The sequence below is a fragment of the Spongiactinospora sp. 9N601 genome (assembly GCF_044326295.1).
GTDB lineage: Bacteria > Actinomycetota > Actinomycetes > Streptosporangiales > Streptosporangiaceae > Spongiactinospora > Spongiactinospora gelatinilytica.
Window position 1 is genome coordinate 724,717 of the sequence record NZ_JBIRBB010000002.1, and the last position, 15,893, is coordinate 740,609.

17 protein-coding genes and 1 other RNA gene are annotated in these 15,893 nt (G+C 70.0%); 12 read left to right on the top strand and 6 right to left on the bottom strand.

What is annotated here, in order from left to right:
* Window positions 1-6: 6 nt before the first annotated feature.
* On the bottom strand, window positions 7-1,086 hold the full coding sequence (locus ACH34R_RS06960; RefSeq protein WP_397560435.1) for a hypothetical protein: 1,080 nt from the start codon (window positions 1,084-1,086) through the stop codon (window positions 7-9).
* A gap of 89 nt (window positions 1,087-1,175) precedes the next feature.
* Between ACH34R_RS06960 and prfB the strand changes: the two genes are divergently transcribed.
* Window positions 1,176-2,294, top strand: coding sequence for a peptide chain release factor 2 (prfB, locus tag ACH34R_RS06965; protein WP_397560436.1), 1,119 nt, complete (start codon window positions 1,176-1,178; stop codon window positions 2,292-2,294).
* A gap of 25 nt (window positions 2,295-2,319) precedes the next feature.
* Here the strand turns inward: prfB and ACH34R_RS06970 are convergent, their stop codons facing one another.
* Window positions 2,320-2,511, bottom strand: a complete 192-nt coding sequence (locus ACH34R_RS06970; protein ID WP_111167029.1) for a hypothetical protein — start codon at window positions 2,509-2,511, stop codon at window positions 2,320-2,322.
* Between the two features lie 223 nt (window positions 2,512-2,734).
* Here ACH34R_RS06970 and ftsE point away from each other — a divergent pair, with 223 nt between their 5' ends.
* Genes ftsE through ACH34R_RS06990 form a run of 4 tightly spaced genes read left to right on the top strand, consistent with a single transcriptional unit; the run spans window position 2,735 to window position 6,741 of the window.
* Window positions 2,735-3,424, top strand: coding sequence for a cell division ATP-binding protein FtsE (gene ftsE, locus ACH34R_RS06975; protein WP_111167030.1), 690 nt, complete (start codon window positions 2,735-2,737; stop codon window positions 3,422-3,424).
* Window positions 3,425-3,464: 40 nt separating this feature from the next.
* Complete coding sequence (gene ftsX, locus ACH34R_RS06980) at window positions 3,465-4,370, top strand: permease-like cell division protein FtsX (RefSeq protein ID WP_397560437.1); 906 nt, start codon at window positions 3,465-3,467, stop codon at window positions 4,368-4,370.
* A gap of 23 nt (window positions 4,371-4,393) precedes the next feature.
* Window positions 4,394-4,861 (top strand): SsrA-binding protein SmpB, encoded by a 468-nt coding sequence (smpB, locus tag ACH34R_RS06985; RefSeq protein ID WP_111167032.1) that lies wholly within the window; start codon window positions 4,394-4,396, stop codon window positions 4,859-4,861.
* A gap of 2 nt (window positions 4,862-4,863) precedes the next feature.
* Entirely contained in the window at window positions 4,864-6,741 is a 1,878-nt protein-coding gene (locus tag ACH34R_RS06990; protein WP_397560438.1) for a penicillin-binding transpeptidase domain-containing protein, read from the top strand.
* Window positions 6,742-6,978: 237 nt separating this feature from the next.
* Here ACH34R_RS06990 and ACH34R_RS06995 read toward each other — a convergent pair whose 3' ends face one another.
* Window positions 6,979-7,494, bottom strand: coding sequence for an NUDIX hydrolase (locus ACH34R_RS06995; protein ID WP_397560439.1), 516 nt, complete (start codon window positions 7,492-7,494; stop codon window positions 6,979-6,981).
* A gap of 110 nt (window positions 7,495-7,604) precedes the next feature.
* Here ACH34R_RS06995 and ssrA point away from each other — a divergent pair.
* Window positions 7,605-7,994, top strand: a transfer-messenger RNA (tmRNA) gene (gene ssrA, locus ACH34R_RS07000).
* A 93-nt stretch (window positions 7,995-8,087) separates the two neighbouring features.
* Complete coding sequence (locus tag ACH34R_RS07005; RefSeq protein WP_397560440.1) at window positions 8,088-9,056, top strand: tyrosine-type recombinase/integrase; 969 nt, start codon at window positions 8,088-8,090, stop codon at window positions 9,054-9,056.
* Window positions 9,057-9,080: 24 nt separating this feature from the next.
* Here ACH34R_RS07005 and ACH34R_RS07010 read toward each other — a convergent pair whose 3' ends face one another.
* On the bottom strand, window positions 9,081-9,410 hold the full coding sequence (locus ACH34R_RS07010; RefSeq protein WP_397560441.1) for a hypothetical protein: 330 nt from the start codon (window positions 9,408-9,410) through the stop codon (window positions 9,081-9,083).
* 138 nt (window positions 9,411-9,548) lie between these two features.
* Between ACH34R_RS07010 and ACH34R_RS07015 the strand changes: the two genes are divergently transcribed.
* The 3 genes from ACH34R_RS07015 (at window position 9,549) to ACH34R_RS07025 (ending at window position 12,499) form a co-directional block, all read left to right on the top strand.
* Window positions 9,549-9,911 carry a hypothetical protein gene (locus ACH34R_RS07015; protein WP_397560442.1) on the top strand — a complete coding sequence of 121 codons (363 nt, stop codon included), beginning with the start codon at window positions 9,549-9,551 and terminating at the stop codon, window positions 9,909-9,911.
* Between the two features lie 423 nt (window positions 9,912-10,334).
* Entirely contained in the window at window positions 10,335-11,498 is a 1,164-nt protein-coding gene (locus ACH34R_RS07020; RefSeq protein WP_397560443.1) for a hypothetical protein, read from the top strand.
* Complete coding sequence (locus ACH34R_RS07025; RefSeq protein WP_397560444.1) at window positions 11,498-12,499, top strand: hypothetical protein; 1,002 nt, start codon at window positions 11,498-11,500, stop codon at window positions 12,497-12,499. Before ACH34R_RS07020 ends, ACH34R_RS07025 begins: the two co-directional genes overlap by 1 nt.
* A gap of 84 nt (window positions 12,500-12,583) precedes the next feature.
* Here ACH34R_RS07025 and ACH34R_RS07030 read toward each other — a convergent pair whose 3' ends face one another.
* Window positions 12,584-13,930 carry a hypothetical protein gene (locus ACH34R_RS07030; protein WP_397560445.1) on the bottom strand — a complete coding sequence of 449 codons (1,347 nt, stop codon included), beginning with the start codon at window positions 13,928-13,930 and terminating at the stop codon, window positions 12,584-12,586.
* 136 nt (window positions 13,931-14,066) lie between these two features.
* On the opposite strand from ACH34R_RS07030, the gene ACH34R_RS07035 reads away from it, so the two are divergent.
* Both ACH34R_RS07035 and ACH34R_RS07040 read left to right on the top strand, forming a co-directional pair.
* A complete protein-coding gene (locus ACH34R_RS07035) occupies window positions 14,067-14,555 on the top strand; it encodes a glycine-rich domain-containing protein (RefSeq protein ID WP_397560446.1) in 489 nt (162 codons plus the stop codon).
* A 255-nt stretch (window positions 14,556-14,810) separates the two neighbouring features.
* Window positions 14,811-15,431, top strand: a complete 621-nt coding sequence (locus ACH34R_RS07040) for a class I SAM-dependent methyltransferase (RefSeq protein ID WP_397560447.1) — start codon at window positions 14,811-14,813, stop codon at window positions 15,429-15,431.
* Between the two features lie 112 nt (window positions 15,432-15,543).
* On the opposite strand, the gene ACH34R_RS07045 is transcribed toward ACH34R_RS07040, so the two are convergent.
* Window positions 15,544-15,893 (bottom strand): transposase (locus ACH34R_RS07045; protein WP_397560448.1); only part of this gene is annotated, 350 nt, incomplete at its 5' end.

A 15,893-nucleotide genomic window follows, 5' to 3' on the forward strand; every position in this document is an offset into this window, starting at 1 on the left:
GGCGCCCTACTTGCCGGAGACCCTGGTGATCGCCCCGTCGAAGGCGATCACCTCGGCCGGCTTGCGGGCGCCCTTGGCGGGCACCTCGGCGGCGTACTGGTGGGTCTCGATGATCCGCATCTCCTTGGCCATCGCCGGCTGTTCGGCGGCCCAGCGCGCGTCCTGCGGGATCGCGATCCACGGCGCGCTGGGCAGCTTGGCGCTCAGCGTGGTGGTGCGGGTCATCGCGTACTGGACGAACCCGCCGCCGTCGCGGGTGCGCAGCCCGAACACCGGCGACTTGGTCGCGCCGAAGATCGAGTCGAAGTTGAGCCCGTCGTGCCTGGCCTGCTGCTTGCGCTCGGCGATCTCCGCGGAGTAGCCCGTGGTGTGCTCGCCCGGCGCGATCAGCGCCGCGGAGAAGCCCTGAGAGCCCTCCTCGGCCACCGTGGCGTGCAGCGGGGCCATCAGTTGCGGGCTGATCTCCACGCTCTCGTCACGGGTGGACAGGGCCGTGGCGTAGCCCTCGGCGTCGAGGGCGACCTCCGGCGGCTCGGCGCCGGGGTAGAGCAGCGTGGCGAAGCTGAGCTGCCAGCGCGACTCGTCGTTCTCCTTCATGAACGTCAGCACCGCCGAACGGGAGCCGCCTGCCCGCCTCTCGCCGCGCTCCCGCCCGGCCGGGCCGTCGCGCCGTTCGACCACCGCGGTGAACCAGTACGGGGCGCGGTCCAGGCGCGGCACGTACAGGACCGGGTCGCCCCAGCCGTAGCGGGGCGGCTCCATGTCGTTGGCCCGGTAGGCCGCGGTGGTCAGCGCGGCCTGGCCGTCGCGGACGATCTCCAGCGCCATCCGCAGCTCGCCGCCCGCCCGCAGCACGTCGTCGGTGGCGAGCAGGCGCGTCACCACCCGGCGGGCCTCCTCCTGCTTGACCATCGGGGCGGTCACCGTGCTCGCCGTGGCCGTGCCACCGGGCGTGGCCGCCGGGGTGGTCGCCGCCACGGGGGACGACTCGCCGGCCTTCCTCCCGCCGGCCGAACACGCCGCCAGCACGACCGGCAGCAGCATCAGCGTGGCCACGAGCACCCGACGCCGCCCGTTCGCTCGCACCGATCGCCTCCCCCTTAGCCCACCGCCTGCCCATGTTACGGCCTGCTCGTTGCCTGACAGGGGCTCACGGTCGCGTACGCTTAACAACCGTGGCAGTAATCGATCCGTCAGAAGAGATCAACGAGCTCGTCGGCACCATGAAGGGCATCAAAGACGTGCTCGACCTCGACGGCATGCGCAGGCAGATCGAGGAGCTCGGCGAGCAGGCTGCCGCGCCCGACCTGTGGAACGACCCGGAGGCGGCCCAGCAGGTCACCAGCAGGCTCTCGCACATACAGTCCGAGTACAACCGGGTCGAAGGTCTCGCCGCCCGGCTCGACGACGTCGCCGTGCTCTACGAGCTGGCCGAGTCCGAAGACGATCCGGACACCCGCCAGGAGGCCGACCGGGAGCTGGCGGCGCTGCGCACCGAGGTCAGCGCCCTGGAGGTCCGCACGCTCCTGTCCGGCGAGTACGACTCGCGCCAGGCCCTGGTGACGATCAACTCCCAGGCGGGCGGGGTCGACGCCGCCGACTGGGCGGAGATGTTGCTGCGGATGTATACCAGATGGGCCGAGGCGAAGGGCTACTCGACCGAGGTCTACGACACCTCATACGCGGAGGAGGCGGGCATCAAGTCCGCCACGTTCGCGATCAAGGCCCCCTACGCGTACGGCACGCTGCGCGGCGAGCACGGCACCCACCGCCTGGTGCGGATCAGCCCCTTCGACAACCAGGGCAGGCGGCAGACCTCCTTCGCGGGCGTCGACGTGGTCCCCGTGGTCGAGCAGACCGACCGCATCGAGATCAACGAAGAAGACCTCCGGATCGACGTCTACCGTTCGTCGGGGCCCGGCGGCCAGGGCGTCAACACGACCGACTCCGCGGTCCGGCTCACCCACCTGCCCACCGGCATCGTGGTCTCCTGCCAGAACGAGCGCTCCCAGCTCCAGAACAAGGCCACCGCGATGGCGGTGCTGTCGGCCAAGCTGCTGGAGCGCAAGCGGCAGGAGGAGGCCGCGAAGATGGCCGAGCTGCGCGGCGAGTCCACCACCTCGTGGGGCACCCAGATCCGCAGCTACGTCCTGCACCCCTACCAGATGGTGAAGGACCTCCGCACCGGGGTGGAGGCCGGCAACCCGAGCTCGGTCCTGGACGGCGACCTCGACTCGTTCATCGAGGCGGAGATCCGCTGGATGCGCCGTCAGGAGTCCGGCAGGGGCGAGTGAGCCCCGGGCGCGCGCTTCGGTACGGCTAGCCGAGCACCAGCTCGCGCAGCCCCAGGGAGAAGATCAGCAGGGCGATCAGCGCGGCCACGATGAGCGCCGGCGGGATGCCGCCGGGGCCGCGTCCGTGCAGGTCGTCCCTGATCGCCCGGCACTGCGGACAGCGGCCTTCGGCGACCGGCCCGGCGCACCTCGCGCAGATCAGATGATCGCAGCTCATGGTCTGCTCCCCTCCTCATTGCCCTACCGATGCTATACGCGCAATCGTTTTGTTTCCGTTATGGACCTTCCATGCCAGTGTTCCCCCTAGACTGTGCTCTGGCCAACCGGAACGTCGATCAAGGGTAAAGATCTACGCCCCCCGGCCGGCGAACGGCGGGATGTGGCCACTACCACCCCCGCGACCGTCCCAAACCCCTAGACTGACATGCCGTGATGCGCCCGTGATCCATTTCGATAACGTCACCAAGGTCTACGCGAACCAGAACCGCCCGGCCCTCGACCACATCAGTGTGGACGTGGACAAGGGGGAGTTCGTGTTCCTCGTCGGGCCCTCGGGGTCAGGCAAGTCGACTTTCCTCCGTCTCGTGCTGAAGGAGGAGCGGCCCAACGCCGGGGCGATCCATGTCGCCGGCAAGGACCTCGCCCGCCTGTCCAACTTCAAGGTCCCGCACCTGCGCCGCCGTATCGGCTGCGTCTTCCAGGACTTCCGGCTGCTCCCCAACAAGAACGTGTACGAGAACGTCGCGTTCGCCCTGGAGGTGATCGGCAAGCCCCGGCGCTTCATCAGAAAGGTCGTTCCCGAGGTCGTCGAGCTGGTCGGCCTGGAGGGCAAGGCCCACCGGATGCCCGACGAACTGTCCGGCGGTGAGCAGCAGCGGGTCGCGATGGCCCGCGCGTTCGTCAACCGCCCCATGATCCTCCTCGCCGACGAGCCCACCGGCAACATCGACCCGGCGACGAGCATCGGCATCATGAAGGTGCTCGACCGGATCAACAGGACCGGCACCACGGTCGTCATGGCCACACACGACGCGGCGATCGTCGACTCCATGCGCAAGCGCGTGGTAGAGCTGGAGGACGGCAAGATCGTCCGAGACCAGTCGCGCGGAGTGTACGGCCAGGCGTACTGATCAGCATCCTTAAGACCGGACCAGGAGTTACAGGAAGAGCATGCGGGCGAATTTCATCTTCTCCGAGGTGTGGATCGGCCTTCGCCGCAACCTCACGATGACCGTCGCGGTCATCGTCACGGTGGCCATCGGCATGGCGCTGCTGGGCGTCGGACTGATGATCAACGCCCAGGTCTCCAACATGAAGGACTTCTGGGCCGACAAGGTGGAGATCTCGGCCTTCCTCTGCTCGAAGGACTCACCGTTCGAGGCGTGCAAGAACACCGGCGGCGTCACCGAGCAGGAGCGTGAGACGCTGCGCCAGCAGATCCAGGCCATGCCCGAGGTCCAGCAGGTCTACTACGAGGACGCGGCCAAGGCCTACCAGAACTTCAAGGAGCAGTACGGCGCCGACAGCGTGCTCGTCGCCGCCGTCAAGGTCGAGGACATGCCGGAGTCCTTCCGGGTCAAGGTGAAGAACCCGGAGAGCTACACCGCCGTCATGGAGCGGATCAAGGGCGCGCCGGGCGTCTCCAACGTCGTCGACCAGAAGAAGATCCTGGAGATCTGGTTCTCCCTGCTGGAACGGCTGCGCTGGTCGGCGCTCGCGGTCGCGTTCATCCTGGTCTTCGCGGCGATCCTGCTGATCGGCAACACCGTGCGGCTGTCGGCCTACAACCGCCGCAGGGAGACCGGCATCATGCGCCTGGTCGGGGCCTCCAACCTCTACATCCAGCTCCCGTTCGTGATGGAGGGCATGATCGCCGGTCTGGTCGGCGGGGTGGTCGCGGCCACCCTGTTGATCATGTCCAAGGTCTTCCTGTTCGAGAGCGTCGGCCAGTACCTCGGCAGCAGCGCGCTGGGCTGGAACGACGTCGCCTGGGTGATCATGCTGACGATGGCCATCGGCGTGATCATCTGTGTGATGGCCTCGTTCGTCACGCTCCGCCGTTACCTCCGGGTCTGAGGCCGGCCGGTAGGCTCGAAGGCATGCCACACGAGACCGGGCGCAAGACGATCGCCAGAAACAAACGCGCCCGCCACGACTACCACATCGAAGACACCTTCGAGGCGGGCATGGTGCTGCGGGGCACGGAGGTCAAGTCCCTCCGGGCCGGCCGGGCATCGCTTTCGGAGGGGTACGCCACCGTCAAGGACGGCGAGATGTGGCTGATCAACGTGCACATCCCCGAATACTCACAGGGGACATGGACCAACCACGCGGCTCGCCGTACGCGCAAGCTGCTGCTGCACCGCAAGGAGATCGACAAGCTCGCCGGCAAGACCAAGGAGGGCGGGCTGACGGTCGTCCCGCTGGAGCTCTACTTCAAGGACGGGAAGGCCAAGGTGGAGCTGGGGCTCGCCCGCGGCAAGAAGGACTGGGACAAGCGGCACGCGCTCGCCGAGAAGCAGGCGAAGCGGGAGATGGCCCGCGAGACGCGGCACAGGTACCGGTGACCGTGGCATCTGCCCTACCCTTCCGGACCCCGCTCAGGAGGACCGTCGCCGCGGCCCTCGCGCTGGCCGCCTCGGCGCCGCTGCTGTCCGGCTGTTTCGAGGAGCCCTCGGCGCACGACGCGGTGCGCGACTTCCTGGTCGGCTGGCAGTCCGGCGACTACCCGATGGCCGCGCGCCGCACCGACGGCGACCCGGCGCATGTGGCCAAGGCCCTTGAGGACGTACGGCTGCAACTCGACGCCGCGTCCCTGCGGTTCCACCTCACCGGCGTGTCGCGGTCCGGCGACGCCTCGCAGGCCGGTTTCCGCGCCGAGATCGACCTGGGGGAGAACAACCCGCTGTGGGTGTACCACGGCAAGCTGCCGCTGCACCTGGTGGACGGCGTCTGGAAGGTCCGCTGGTCGCCGAGCGTGCTGCACCCGCAGCTCAAGGAGGGGCAGCGGTTCGCGGTGCCGCCGATCTCCGACAGCCGCCAGCCGGTGCTCGACCGCAACGGCGACGCGCTGCAACGCGACGCCGTCCTCTACGTCGCCGGGGTCACCCCGGCCAACCTGAAGGACCCAGAGCGGCTGTGCGAGGAACTGGCGGAGGTCACCGGCTTCGCCCAGGACCGGCTGCTCAGCCGGATCCACTCCGCCCCGCCGAACGAGCTGGCGCCGCTGGTCACCTTCGGCCGCCGCAAGTACGCCGAGTTGCAGTCGCGCCTCACGGCCATCCAGGGCATCACCATCCGCCCGCAGAAGCAGCCGGTGGACCCGGGCGCGCCCACCCAGATCGTCGGCCGGGTGAGCGCGATCACCCCGGAGACCGAGCAGCAGCTCGGCGGCCCGCAGCGGGCGGGCGACTCGGTGGGCCTGAGCGGGTTGCAGAAGGCGTACCAGGACCAGCTCACCGGCGCGACCGCGATCCGGGTGATCACCCTTGACCTGAAGACCGGCAAGGAGGTCTCCGAGCTGGCCAAGTGGGAGGGCCGGTCCAACGCCCCGGTCCAGACCACCATCGACGCCCGCCTCCAGGGGTCCGCCGAGGTGGCCGTGGCCAGTGCGAACAAGGCCGCGCTGGTGGCGGTCAAGGGGTCCACCGGCGAGGTCCTGGCGGTCGCCACCCAGCAGTTCCACCAGGAGAAGGACGCGCTGGGCGGGAAGTTCGCCGCGGGCAGCGTGTTCTCCATCGTGGCCGCCGACGCGCTGCTCCAGTCCGGGGTCACCGCCAAGCAGCGGCTGCCCTGCCCGCCGGAACGCTCGGTGGGCGGCGCGCGGTTCCAGCAGGCCGGCGCTTCCGCCGGGAGCACGCCCACCTTCAAGGGCAGCCTGGCCAACGCCTGCGTCACCGCGCTGGCCGCGCTCGGCCGCCGGGTGGACGCCGGCACTCTGACCGCCAGCGCCCGCAGCTTCGGCATCGGCAGCGACTGGCAACTGCCGCTGAAGTCCTTCTCCGGCTCGCTGCCCAGGCTCACCAGCAGCGCCGCCAGGGCCAGGGCCATCGTCGGCCAGAACATCAAGGTCAGCCCGCTGTCCATGGCGCTGATCGCGGGAGCGATCAAGAACGGCACCTGGCACCCGCCGGTCCTGGTCAAGCAGCCGGCCACCCCCGACCCGGCCGCCGAGACGCCGCCGGTCCGCCAGCCGAACCCGATCAAGCTCGACCCCGCCCGCACCGAGGTGCTCAGGGGCCTCATGCGCGCCGGGGTCACCTCCGGCACCGCGGCCACGGCCAACGCCAACGGGCCGCAGGTACACGGCATCAGCTCGTTCACCACGGGCAGCCGGTCGTGGTTCATCGGCTACCAGGACGACGTGGCCGTCGCGGTGCTCGCCGAGGGCAACGATCCGGCCGCCATCGCGGGCGCCTTCTTCCACGGCGCGCACAGTACCGCGTGACGCTATGAAAAAAGGGAAGCACCCGGAGCAACCATGGACCGCCCCCTTCGCGTCTTACTAGGTGACTGAGCACCGCTTGGGGGGTTGCGGGCTCGGTCGCTGTGATAGGACAAGGCTTCATCTCGGGGGAAGCCTTGCCGTCCGGACCGGCGCGACCCTGCCGGTCGGCCCCGGGAGCGCGTGCGTGCGTGCCGCGCTCCCGGGGCTTCGCGCCTCACGACCGGCTCACGACCTGCCTTACGACCAGAGTTCGAAGGGCTCGTCGATCTCCTCCCCGGCCAGGAAGCCGGGCAGCAGGGCGGGCAGCCTGCCGGGATAGAACGCCTCCCGGCTCGCCACGACGTCGGCGACGGTCCACCAGCGGAAGCCGAAGTAGTCCTCCAGCTCGTAGTCCAGGCGTTCGGCCTCGTCCACGTCCGGGCCCGGTACGGCGAGCCGCACCTGCATCACGACCTCGTTCTGCACGTGCCGCTTGTCCCGATGCCGGAACGACGCCCGCCGCCGCCAGGTCGGCGGCCCCACCTGCGCCGCCGTCACGGCGATCCCGGTCTCCTCCCGCAGCTCCCGCACCGCGGTCTGCACGAACGTCTCCCCAGGGTCCATGCCGCCCCCGGGAAGCTCCCACCATGTCCCCAACTCAGGGTGTGCCGGCTCACGCGTGTGGAACAGCAGAACCCGCTCCAGGGAGTCGCGCACCACCAGGCGTACGGCGTCGCGTTCGACGATCGGATAGTCCTGCGGAAGCTCGATCACGGCGGCCCCTGGACGATCGGGAATCATGTTGGCATGAAGGGTGTTGTAGAGGGTATCGTCAGAACACTCGGTGGGCCCCGACGGACACCGACAGCTTGACAACAGCACATGGGGGTGATGTGGTTTCGACTTCGATCTTGCAAAGCAGTGGGAAGCGGGCCGAGGACTGCGGACATAACCTCGTTAATCCTGTGACCGCAAACAACAAGTGCCAATAAGAAGCACGCTGAGGTTTCCCAGGCCAGCCTGGGCCTCGCCGCCTAAGCAGCGAGTGACCTCTGCCGGCTCCGGGATCGCCTCCGACCCGAGTCCGGCATCGCTAGGAGGCTCAACCGCCGACCCCGGCCACGGGGGTCGCGCGGGAAATCTTACAGTGGCTGAGCCCGTCGGCGACACGCCTGTGTGATCGCCGGGGCCGAGAAACTCTGTAACAGGCTGCGCCCGGAGAAGCCCTGTTTTGGGGTTGAAGGACGCGGGTTCAATTCCCGCCACCTCCACATCTACGAACCGCCTCCGACCCGCCCGGGTCGGGGGCGGTTTTTGCATGAGGGTGCACCGAGGGTGCACGGGCATGCTGAAGCAGGACGCTAGCCATGGTCATCTTCTACCTTCACGGAACCCGCCCCCTGGGCGAAGGGACTTGTGGTTCTTGGCTCCTCGACGCGCTGAAGGCATCGAGTACCGAAAGAAAGAAGGACGGCACGTACTCCTACTACGTCCACTGGAGAGTGGGCGGCAGGCGGACGGGCCCTCCGCGCTCCTACGCCTTCGACGACCTTGAGACCGCGAAGGTGTTCCGTGGGGCCCTGCTGGCCAACGGGCACCGAGACCCGTACAGGAACCCGGCGTTCGCCGAAGTGCTGGGCGTGGTTCCGAAGCCCACCGACGTGAGGGTCTTCCGGGACGTGGCCGAGGAGTACCTGGGCAAGCGGATCAACGCCGAGCGCCGGACCCTGGCCGAGTACCGCCGTGACCTCGCCGCGCACGTCTACCCCGCCGTCGTCGTATTGCCCAGCGGGCTGCTTTTGGGCCCCCTGGAGCGGGTGCCGGTCGATGACTTCACCGATGAGGCGATCCAGGGCTGGGTCACCTACATGCAGTCCAAGACGTACGGCAAGAAGACGCAGCGGCCGTACTCGGCGAAAACGATCATGAACGTTCACGGCACGGTCATCGCCCCCGTCTTCGAGTACGCGGTGAACAAGCGGTACATCGGGCACAACCCGTGCCGTGATGTCGTCCTGCCCGAACGTAAGGGCAAGACGGTCACCGCCGACAAGCCGGTCTTCGGCAAGGAGATCGCCGTGTGGATCGAGTGCGCCTACGAGGTGGACCAGGCCGCCGGCGACATTGCCCTCATGCTGCTGGCCACCGGCCTGCGCTGGGGCGAGCTGACCGCGCTGCGGGTCTGCGACATCGACTTCACGGCGGGCACCGTGACGGTGAACCAGGTGGTCCGTGAGGACGAGAACCGGAAGCTCTACATCGAAACCCTGGAGGGCAAGAGCCCGCACGCGTTCCGCACGATCGTGTTGCCGGCCCGTCACTCGGCGAAGTCATAAACCCAGGCGCATCGGAGACCAAGGTCACACGCTGTTACCGGCGCTGGGTGCTTGCCCGTCGCGCTGCGACTGCGCTGCCTTGGCGAGGTTACGGACGTGGACCTCGGCGGCTATCCGCCGCCCCGGCTCGACCTCCGCCCACCACGGGTCCTCCCGCACCACCTCGCCGAGTCGCCGCTCCTCGGCGAACGCCGCTTGCCACTGGGCGCGCTGCTCATCGGTCAACACCGCCGTACCGGCCGCGACCTCTGTAGGCCGGGGCTGTGCTGCCGACAGCCGCGACAGTTCCGCGCCCGCGTCCAGGAACGCCACCACCGCCTCAACGACACGGTCCGGCACATTGAACTCGGCCATGGGTAACACTCCTTACCAGAACGGAAATCCGGGCCGATTCCAGGCGCCACACCGGCGGCCGGTACGGCACGACCCACCGACGCCCGGCAAAGGCGAGGGGCGCGGACGTAAACCCCGACGGATGCCACCCTCCCCGGCATGGCCGCAGCACCCTTCGACCTGATCATCGAGCAGGGCACCGACTACGAGACGCGGCTCACGCTCACCCACAAACCCGCCCCCGACGCCCCCGCCGTCCCGGTAGACCTGACCGGCTGCTCGCTGCGCGCGCAAATCCGCCCGCACCGCGGCGCGGATGCCGGGTTGCTGTACGACCTGGGCGGCGGTCTGGCCATCACCGACCCGGCGGCGGGGCACGCCCGGCTGTTCATCCCCGGCGAGGACTCCGCCGCCTGGACGTGGCGCACCGGCGTCTGGGACCTCGAACTCCTCGACGCCGGCGGAAGGCCCCGCAGGCTCTTGCAGGGCACGGTGCGCGTCGATCCCGAGGTGACCCGGTGACCCCGCCCGACGTCGAAGTGACAACCGAAGGCGGCATCGACCTCCAGATGCGGCAGGACGGCGACGTCCACCTTCTGGTCGAGCAGGCCGGGCCCGTGGTGGAGATCGCCGTCGCCGTACCCGGCGTGCAAGGTCCGCCCGGCGAACCTGGCGAACCCGGGGAGCCGGGCCCGCGCGGGGAACGCGGCGAGCAGGGACCACCCGGCCCGGAAGGCGGCACCTACCAGCACGACATCGTGTTCGCCGCCCCCGCCACCGTCTGGGAGACCACCCACCCCCTCACCCGGCAGCCGAACGTCACCTGCTTCACCCCTGGCGGCGACGTCATCGACGGCGACCTGTCGTTCCCCACCCCGCGACCGTGCGCGTCACCTGGGCGGTGCCCATGTCGGGCACCCTCCGCCTCACCTGAAAGGCCCCGTCATGCCGAACTGGTACAGCCAGCACAAGTACAACCAGATCCCAGGCGTCGGGGTCGTGCTGCCCACCTCCAGCAGCGAGCCCACCGCACCCGTGCCCTTCGAGCTGTGGGCCAGCCCCGCGACCGGCAAAGCCTCCTGGCGCACCACGGGCGGCACCTGGATGGCGCTGGACGACGTCACCGATGGGGCGATCACCGATGCCAAGATCGCCCCGGGAGCGAACATCGCCCTGAGCAAGCTGGCCACGAACCCGCTCGCCCGCACCAACCACACCGGGCAGCAGCCCGCCTCCACCATCAGCGACTTCACCGCGCAGGTCCGCGCAAACCGGCTCGACCAGCTCGCCGCCCCCGGCGGGGATGTCGCCATGGCCGGGTACAGACTCACCGGCCTCGCCGCCCCGGCCAACCCCGCCGACGCCGCGCGCCTGGCCGACGTCCAAGCCGCCGCCGGCATCTCCGTCAAACCCGCCGTGCGGGCCGCGACGACCGGGACCATCACCCTGTCCGGCCTGCAAACCATCGACGGCGTGACGGTGACGACGGGGGACCGCGTCCTGGTCAAGGCGCAGACCAACCCGGTGCAGAACGGGCTCTACACCGCCGCAGCGGGGGCGTGGGCCCGCACCGCCGACACGCTGGCACCGAACACGTTCGTGTTCATATCCGAAGGCTCCACCCTCGCAGACACGGGGTGGGCGATCAGCAGCGACGCAGCGATCACCCCCGGCACCACCCCTATCACCTGGGCCCAGTTCGCCGGAGGCGGCGGCAGCGCCGGACCCGGCGCGGGCCTGGTCCAAAACGGTGCGAACCTCGACGTGGCCGCCGCCGACGCCTCCATCATCGTCAACCCCGACAACATCACCGTCGGTCTCGTCCCCATCGCCAAGGGCGGCACCGGCGCCACCACCCCGGCCGCCGCCCGGACCGCGCTCGGCCTCCCCAGCCCCTATACCGGGAACCTGCCCGCTCTCACCGCTGGTGTGTGGACCAACATCACCCACAACCTGGGCACCCTCGACGTGAACGACCCCGTCTTCCGCGGCCTCGCCACCGGCGAATTCGTCCGCCTGGACGCCAAGACCATCGACGTCAACACGGTCGCCGTCCGCGCCGACATCTCCGTGGCCGCCGACACCCTCCGCATCAAGGTGACCGCCTGATGACCCGCCACCTCACCCCGCTCCACCTCGCCCAGCCCACCATCAGCCCCGCCCCGCCTCCCGCCGGGCACATCGCCCTCTACCCCGGGCCCGACGACACCCTCCGTCATCAGACCCCCGCCGGGCACGAGACACGGATCTCCCCGGCCACCCGCACCGTCCTGCCCCAAGACCACCTGCACACCGACACCGGATGGTGGCGCCCCGTCCCCGGCCTCGACACGCCGGCCCAGCCCGGCCTGTACCGCCTCACCCTGTCGGCGGACATCACCGCGAACCTGGGCGGCTCGACCAACCTGCGCCTCGACGGCCCCCCGGCCGCGTTCGGCTCCTTCGCCGCGTTCGGCACACAAGAAGACGGCCCGTGGCACATCGGCCTCAACGGCTACCACTGGCTGGACGACCTCGCCGATACCATCCGCTCCCCACACAGAAGCGCCGCCGCCGACGGCCTGGTACTGATCACCGCCCCCGGCACCATCACCGTGGAAGCCGGCCTGGCCGGCCTGAACCAGAGCGACGACTTCGAGGACGGCGACACCGGCTACGCCCTCGACGGAGCGGACCTGGACCCGGCATCCACCGACGTGGCCCACGGCGGCGACCAGTCCGGGAAACTCACCGCCCACGCCGGCGACCGGGCCATCATGTACGACTGGTGGCCCACCGGCCCCGGCATCGACTGGACCCTCTCGGCGTGGCTGTACGCCCCGACCGGCCACCCCAAAGGGTCGGCGGCGATCTCCTGGTACGACGACGACGGACAAAAGATCAGCGACCTCCGCGACGAACGGCCGGTCCCCGCCGCAACCTGGGTCCAGCACCAGGTGACCGGCACAGCCCCGCCCGGCACGGCCGAAATGTACGTACAGATCGGTATGGAGACCGCGGCAGGTCACGCCGCAGGAAGCGTCCTGTACGTGGACGACGTGGTGTGGCGGGCCACCTCGGGGTGGATGCGCATGCTCGCCGGATCGTTCCTGCAATTGACACCCGTCTGATCCCTGTTGGGTGCCCTGCCACTCCGGATCAACCCGCCGCCGCGGCGGCGGGCAAGGGGACGGTCAGGAACCTCATGCACACCATCAGCTTAGAACGTGTTCGGTGATCTGCCGGTCGGCGTCAGCGATCTGCGCATTGCCCCGGTAGGGCTGCCATCCGGCCCGTACCCGGCGTAGCTCGGCCTGTACCCGTGCGGAGACGATCGACCGTAGCCCCGGGCCCAGGGTGAGCACCGTGGCGGCGGCCTGTTCGATCTGCCCGGACAACAGGTGGGCGTGGGCGGCGCGTAGCCCGATGAGGGCCCGCGTGCGCTGCTCGATGGGGCGGCGCGAGTCCATGGAGGCGGCGTAGTGCCCGGCCGCGGTGGAGTGATCGCCCAGGGCGGTCAAGGTGAGCCCGGTCTGGTGCTGGAGCGATTCGCGGCGGTAGGCGCCGGTCCACATCGCCTCTGGTGGCGAGTCCGCCCGCTCCACCAGCGTTTCGGCGCGGCGGAGCAGGTCCAGGGCGTCCCACCGGCCGCCGATCCCGGCGTGGGCTTCGGCGCGCATGCCGGTCACCCAGGCGCGCGTGCGTGCCGGGCCGTGGCTGCCGAGGGCGGAGGCGGCGGCCTCGGCACAGTCCATCGCCTCAGCGTGGCGGCCCGACTCGGCCGCCAGGACGGCCATGCTGCGCAGCCCGGTGGCGCGCAGCGCCCGGTCGCCGACCTCGTCGGCCAGGCGGATGGTGGCGATGTAGTAGCGGATGGCCAGATCGGGTGCTCCGGCGTCCATGGCCATGTAGGCGGCCAGGTAGGTCAGCTCGCCCGCCGCGCGGAACAGCGGCGTGCGGGCGGGGCCGGTGGTGCCGTGCAGCAGCGGCGCCACCTCCCGGCTCAGGTAGGCGGCGACCGCCGCGCGGGCGTGGCCACCGCCGTACCGGTCATCGAGATCGGCGAAGACCGCGGTGGTGGCGCGCAGGCGGTCCACGTCGCCGGCACCGCCGCGTCGGCCGCCGGTGGGCGGGGCGGCGGGCCGGGGCCGGCCGGGCGGAACGAGCCCGGCGGTGGTGAACGCGACTGCGGACAGCAGGCTGCGGCGGTTGAGCACATCGTCCTCCCCGAGGGTGGCCAGCCGGGCGACCGGGTCGCCATCCCAGGGATTGTCCCCCGCACCGGCTTGGCTCACCTGTTGCCATCCCAAGTCGGCGGCGGTCAGATCAGGGCGGCCCAGGCCGCGCCGGAACGCCGTCACGGCAGCCGTGACGGCTTCAGGCATGGGAGTGGTGCCGGTCAGCCAGTGGCCGACCGCTGAACGGTCGTAGTACAGGGGGCTGCCGTGCTCGGCGGCGGCGGCGTTGATCCGCGCCGCGGTGGTCGCGTGGGTCCAACCGGCGTCTTTGATGGCCTGGGCCAGGGCCCGGTTGGCGATGGGACGCGTCCGTGCAGGCGGCATCACACACGCACTTTCACATCGGTTCACATCGCTGACCCCTCGACGGTGCGCCGCGCTGGGCGCACCGTCAATACAACAGCAAGTGATTGGATGCTCGCTCCCCGCGGGCACCCGCCCCCCGGAATCGGAGGAATCGATGACCACCACAACCCCTGCCCCCGCCGTCGCCCTGGCCGTCCCCGCCGCCGAGCGCCCACAGGACCAGGCCCCGCGCGACCCGCGTTCCTTCGTCCCGCCCGAGGTGTGGGAACGGCAGATCGCCCTCCTGGTCCGCGACCACCCCTGGGACACCATCATGGCCAACCGGGTGTTCGGGCAGGCCATCGCCTACCTGATCACCGCGATGGAAAAGCACGGCCGGCACCTGGAGATCGGATGCGGCCCGCTCGTGGACCGGGGCGTCCACGGCTTCATCCTCGACACCCGCAACTACCGCGAGTTCTGCCGCCGGCACTTCGGCGGCCGGTTCCTGGAGCACATCCCCGAGATCGAGTTCAAATATGACGGGTCGGTCGAGCGGACCGCCCACGTGATCGCCGCCAACGGGTTCGAGGTGGACTGGCCGCTGTGGCAGGCGGACTTCGCCAAATGCACGCCGTGCGCGCCGGGCACGGAATGCCACTAGCCCCTCCACCCAGCCAGGCCGGGCCGGGCACCTGCGGGTGCCCGGCCCTTCGGCTGCCGGCGTAGGATTCCCGCCGGTTTCTCGGCTTTCCCGGCGATCACTCCCGCCGGGCCGATACGGTGACGCGCGTCCCGTCCATCGCGTCCCCCAAGGCCCGCCATGCCCGACAGCCCCACCGCTCCCGAAACACCCCGCAAGCCCGATAGGCCCCTCATCACCGATGGCGTCACCTACTGGGACCACTACGCCTCCGGCATGCGCCCACAGCCGCCGCAGGACGCCCTGAAAGACGCCTTCGGATGGACGCAGTACCCCGAGCACGGCCCCGGCGACGAACTACTCGGCGACCCCGCCACCGCCCTCGAACTCGGGTTCGGCCGTGGCAACGCGGTTGCCGCACTGGCCACCAAAGGCGTCGAGGCGACCGGTGTGGACCTTTCGCCGCTCCAGGTCGCCTCAGCGCGGCAACGATGGGGACACCTGCCCGGGGCGCAGTTCGAGGAAGGTCACGTGCTGCCCTACCTCGCGGACACAGACCGCCGCTGGGACGCGATCTACTCGATCTTCGGCGGGCTGTGGTTCACTGACCCGGCGGAGTGGCTGCCGCTGGTCCTGCGCCGCCTCGCGCCGGGCGGGAGGCTGGTGTTCTCCCACGCCGAGGCCGTACCAGGCAGCTATGGTGTGCAGGGCATGTACGGGGCGGGGTTCACCGGCCGCCGGGTATGGGTGTACCGATGGGCGTACGAGCCGCACGTGTGGGCGCGGATACTTCAGGACGCGGGGTTTGAGGCGGTGCGGGCCTGGATCGAGCCCGCGCCGGAGCCCGACTACGTGGGGACGCTGTTCGTGACTGGCCAGAGAGCGGCGCGGAATTGACCGCTCCTTGATCACTCATCGCCGTGCCCCATGTCCGCCTCCGGGAGCAGGTCGCGGTCACGTCCACGGAGGTGGTGTATGAAACAGCCTGCGCGTGATCCTGCCCGCCAGGTTAAGCGGTAAGGGTTCGCGGCAGCGGGTCGTGAGCGGGCGTGTCGCCGTCGATCACCCGGAGCCGGGCTTTGGCCGGCACGTCCAGACCCATGTAACGACGCCCTTCCACCCACTCATCGGTCTGCTCGGCCGGCACTGCGCCCACGAGGCGGATGATCGCCGCCCGATCGGGGAAGATGCCGACCACGTCGGTGCGGCGGCGGATCTCCTTGTTCAGCCGTTCCTTTAACCGGCCCTGGCCTTTTGGGCAAGGCGGTGGAGGAGGTCGCAGTTCAGCGCTCGAGGCGGGAAATGTGGTCGGTGAGTGCGTCGGCGACGCGGGCGTGGCGGGCCGCCTCGCTGTCCCAG

Bases quoted from the DNA above. Each gene is read 5' to 3' on its own strand.
- ACH34R_RS07025 (WP_397560444.1), top strand. From the start codon at position 11,498: ATGACCCGCCACCTCACCCCGCTCCACCTCGCCCAGCCCACCATCAGC.
- ACH34R_RS07035 (WP_397560446.1), top strand. From the start codon at position 14,067: ATGACCACCACAACCCCTGCCCCCGCCGTCGCCCTGGCCGTCCCCGCC.
- ACH34R_RS07005 (WP_397560440.1), top strand. From the start codon at position 8,088: ATGGTCATCTTCTACCTTCACGGAACCCGCCCCCTGGGCGAAGGGACT.
- ACH34R_RS07015 (WP_397560442.1), top strand. From the start codon at position 9,549: ATGGCCGCAGCACCCTTCGACCTGATCATCGAGCAGGGCACCGACTAC.
- ACH34R_RS07010 (WP_397560441.1), bottom strand. From the start codon at position 9,410: ATGGCCGAGTTCAATGTGCCGGACCGTGTCGTTGAGGCGGTGGTGGCG.
- ACH34R_RS07020 (WP_397560443.1), top strand. From the start codon at position 10,335: ATGCCGAACTGGTACAGCCAGCACAAGTACAACCAGATCCCAGGCGTC.
- ACH34R_RS07030 (WP_397560445.1), bottom strand. From the start codon at position 13,930: ATGCCGCCTGCACGGACGCGTCCCATCGCCAACCGGGCCCTGGCCCAG.
- ACH34R_RS06970 (WP_111167029.1), bottom strand. From the start codon at position 2,511: ATGAGCTGCGATCATCTGATCTGCGCGAGGTGCGCCGGGCCGGTCGCC.
- ACH34R_RS07040 (WP_397560447.1), top strand. From the start codon at position 14,811: ATGCGCCCACAGCCGCCGCAGGACGCCCTGAAAGACGCCTTCGGATGG.
- ftsX (WP_397560437.1), top strand. From the start codon at position 3,465: ATGCGGGCGAATTTCATCTTCTCCGAGGTGTGGATCGGCCTTCGCCGC.
- smpB (WP_111167032.1), top strand. From the start codon at position 4,394: ATGCCACACGAGACCGGGCGCAAGACGATCGCCAGAAACAAACGCGCC.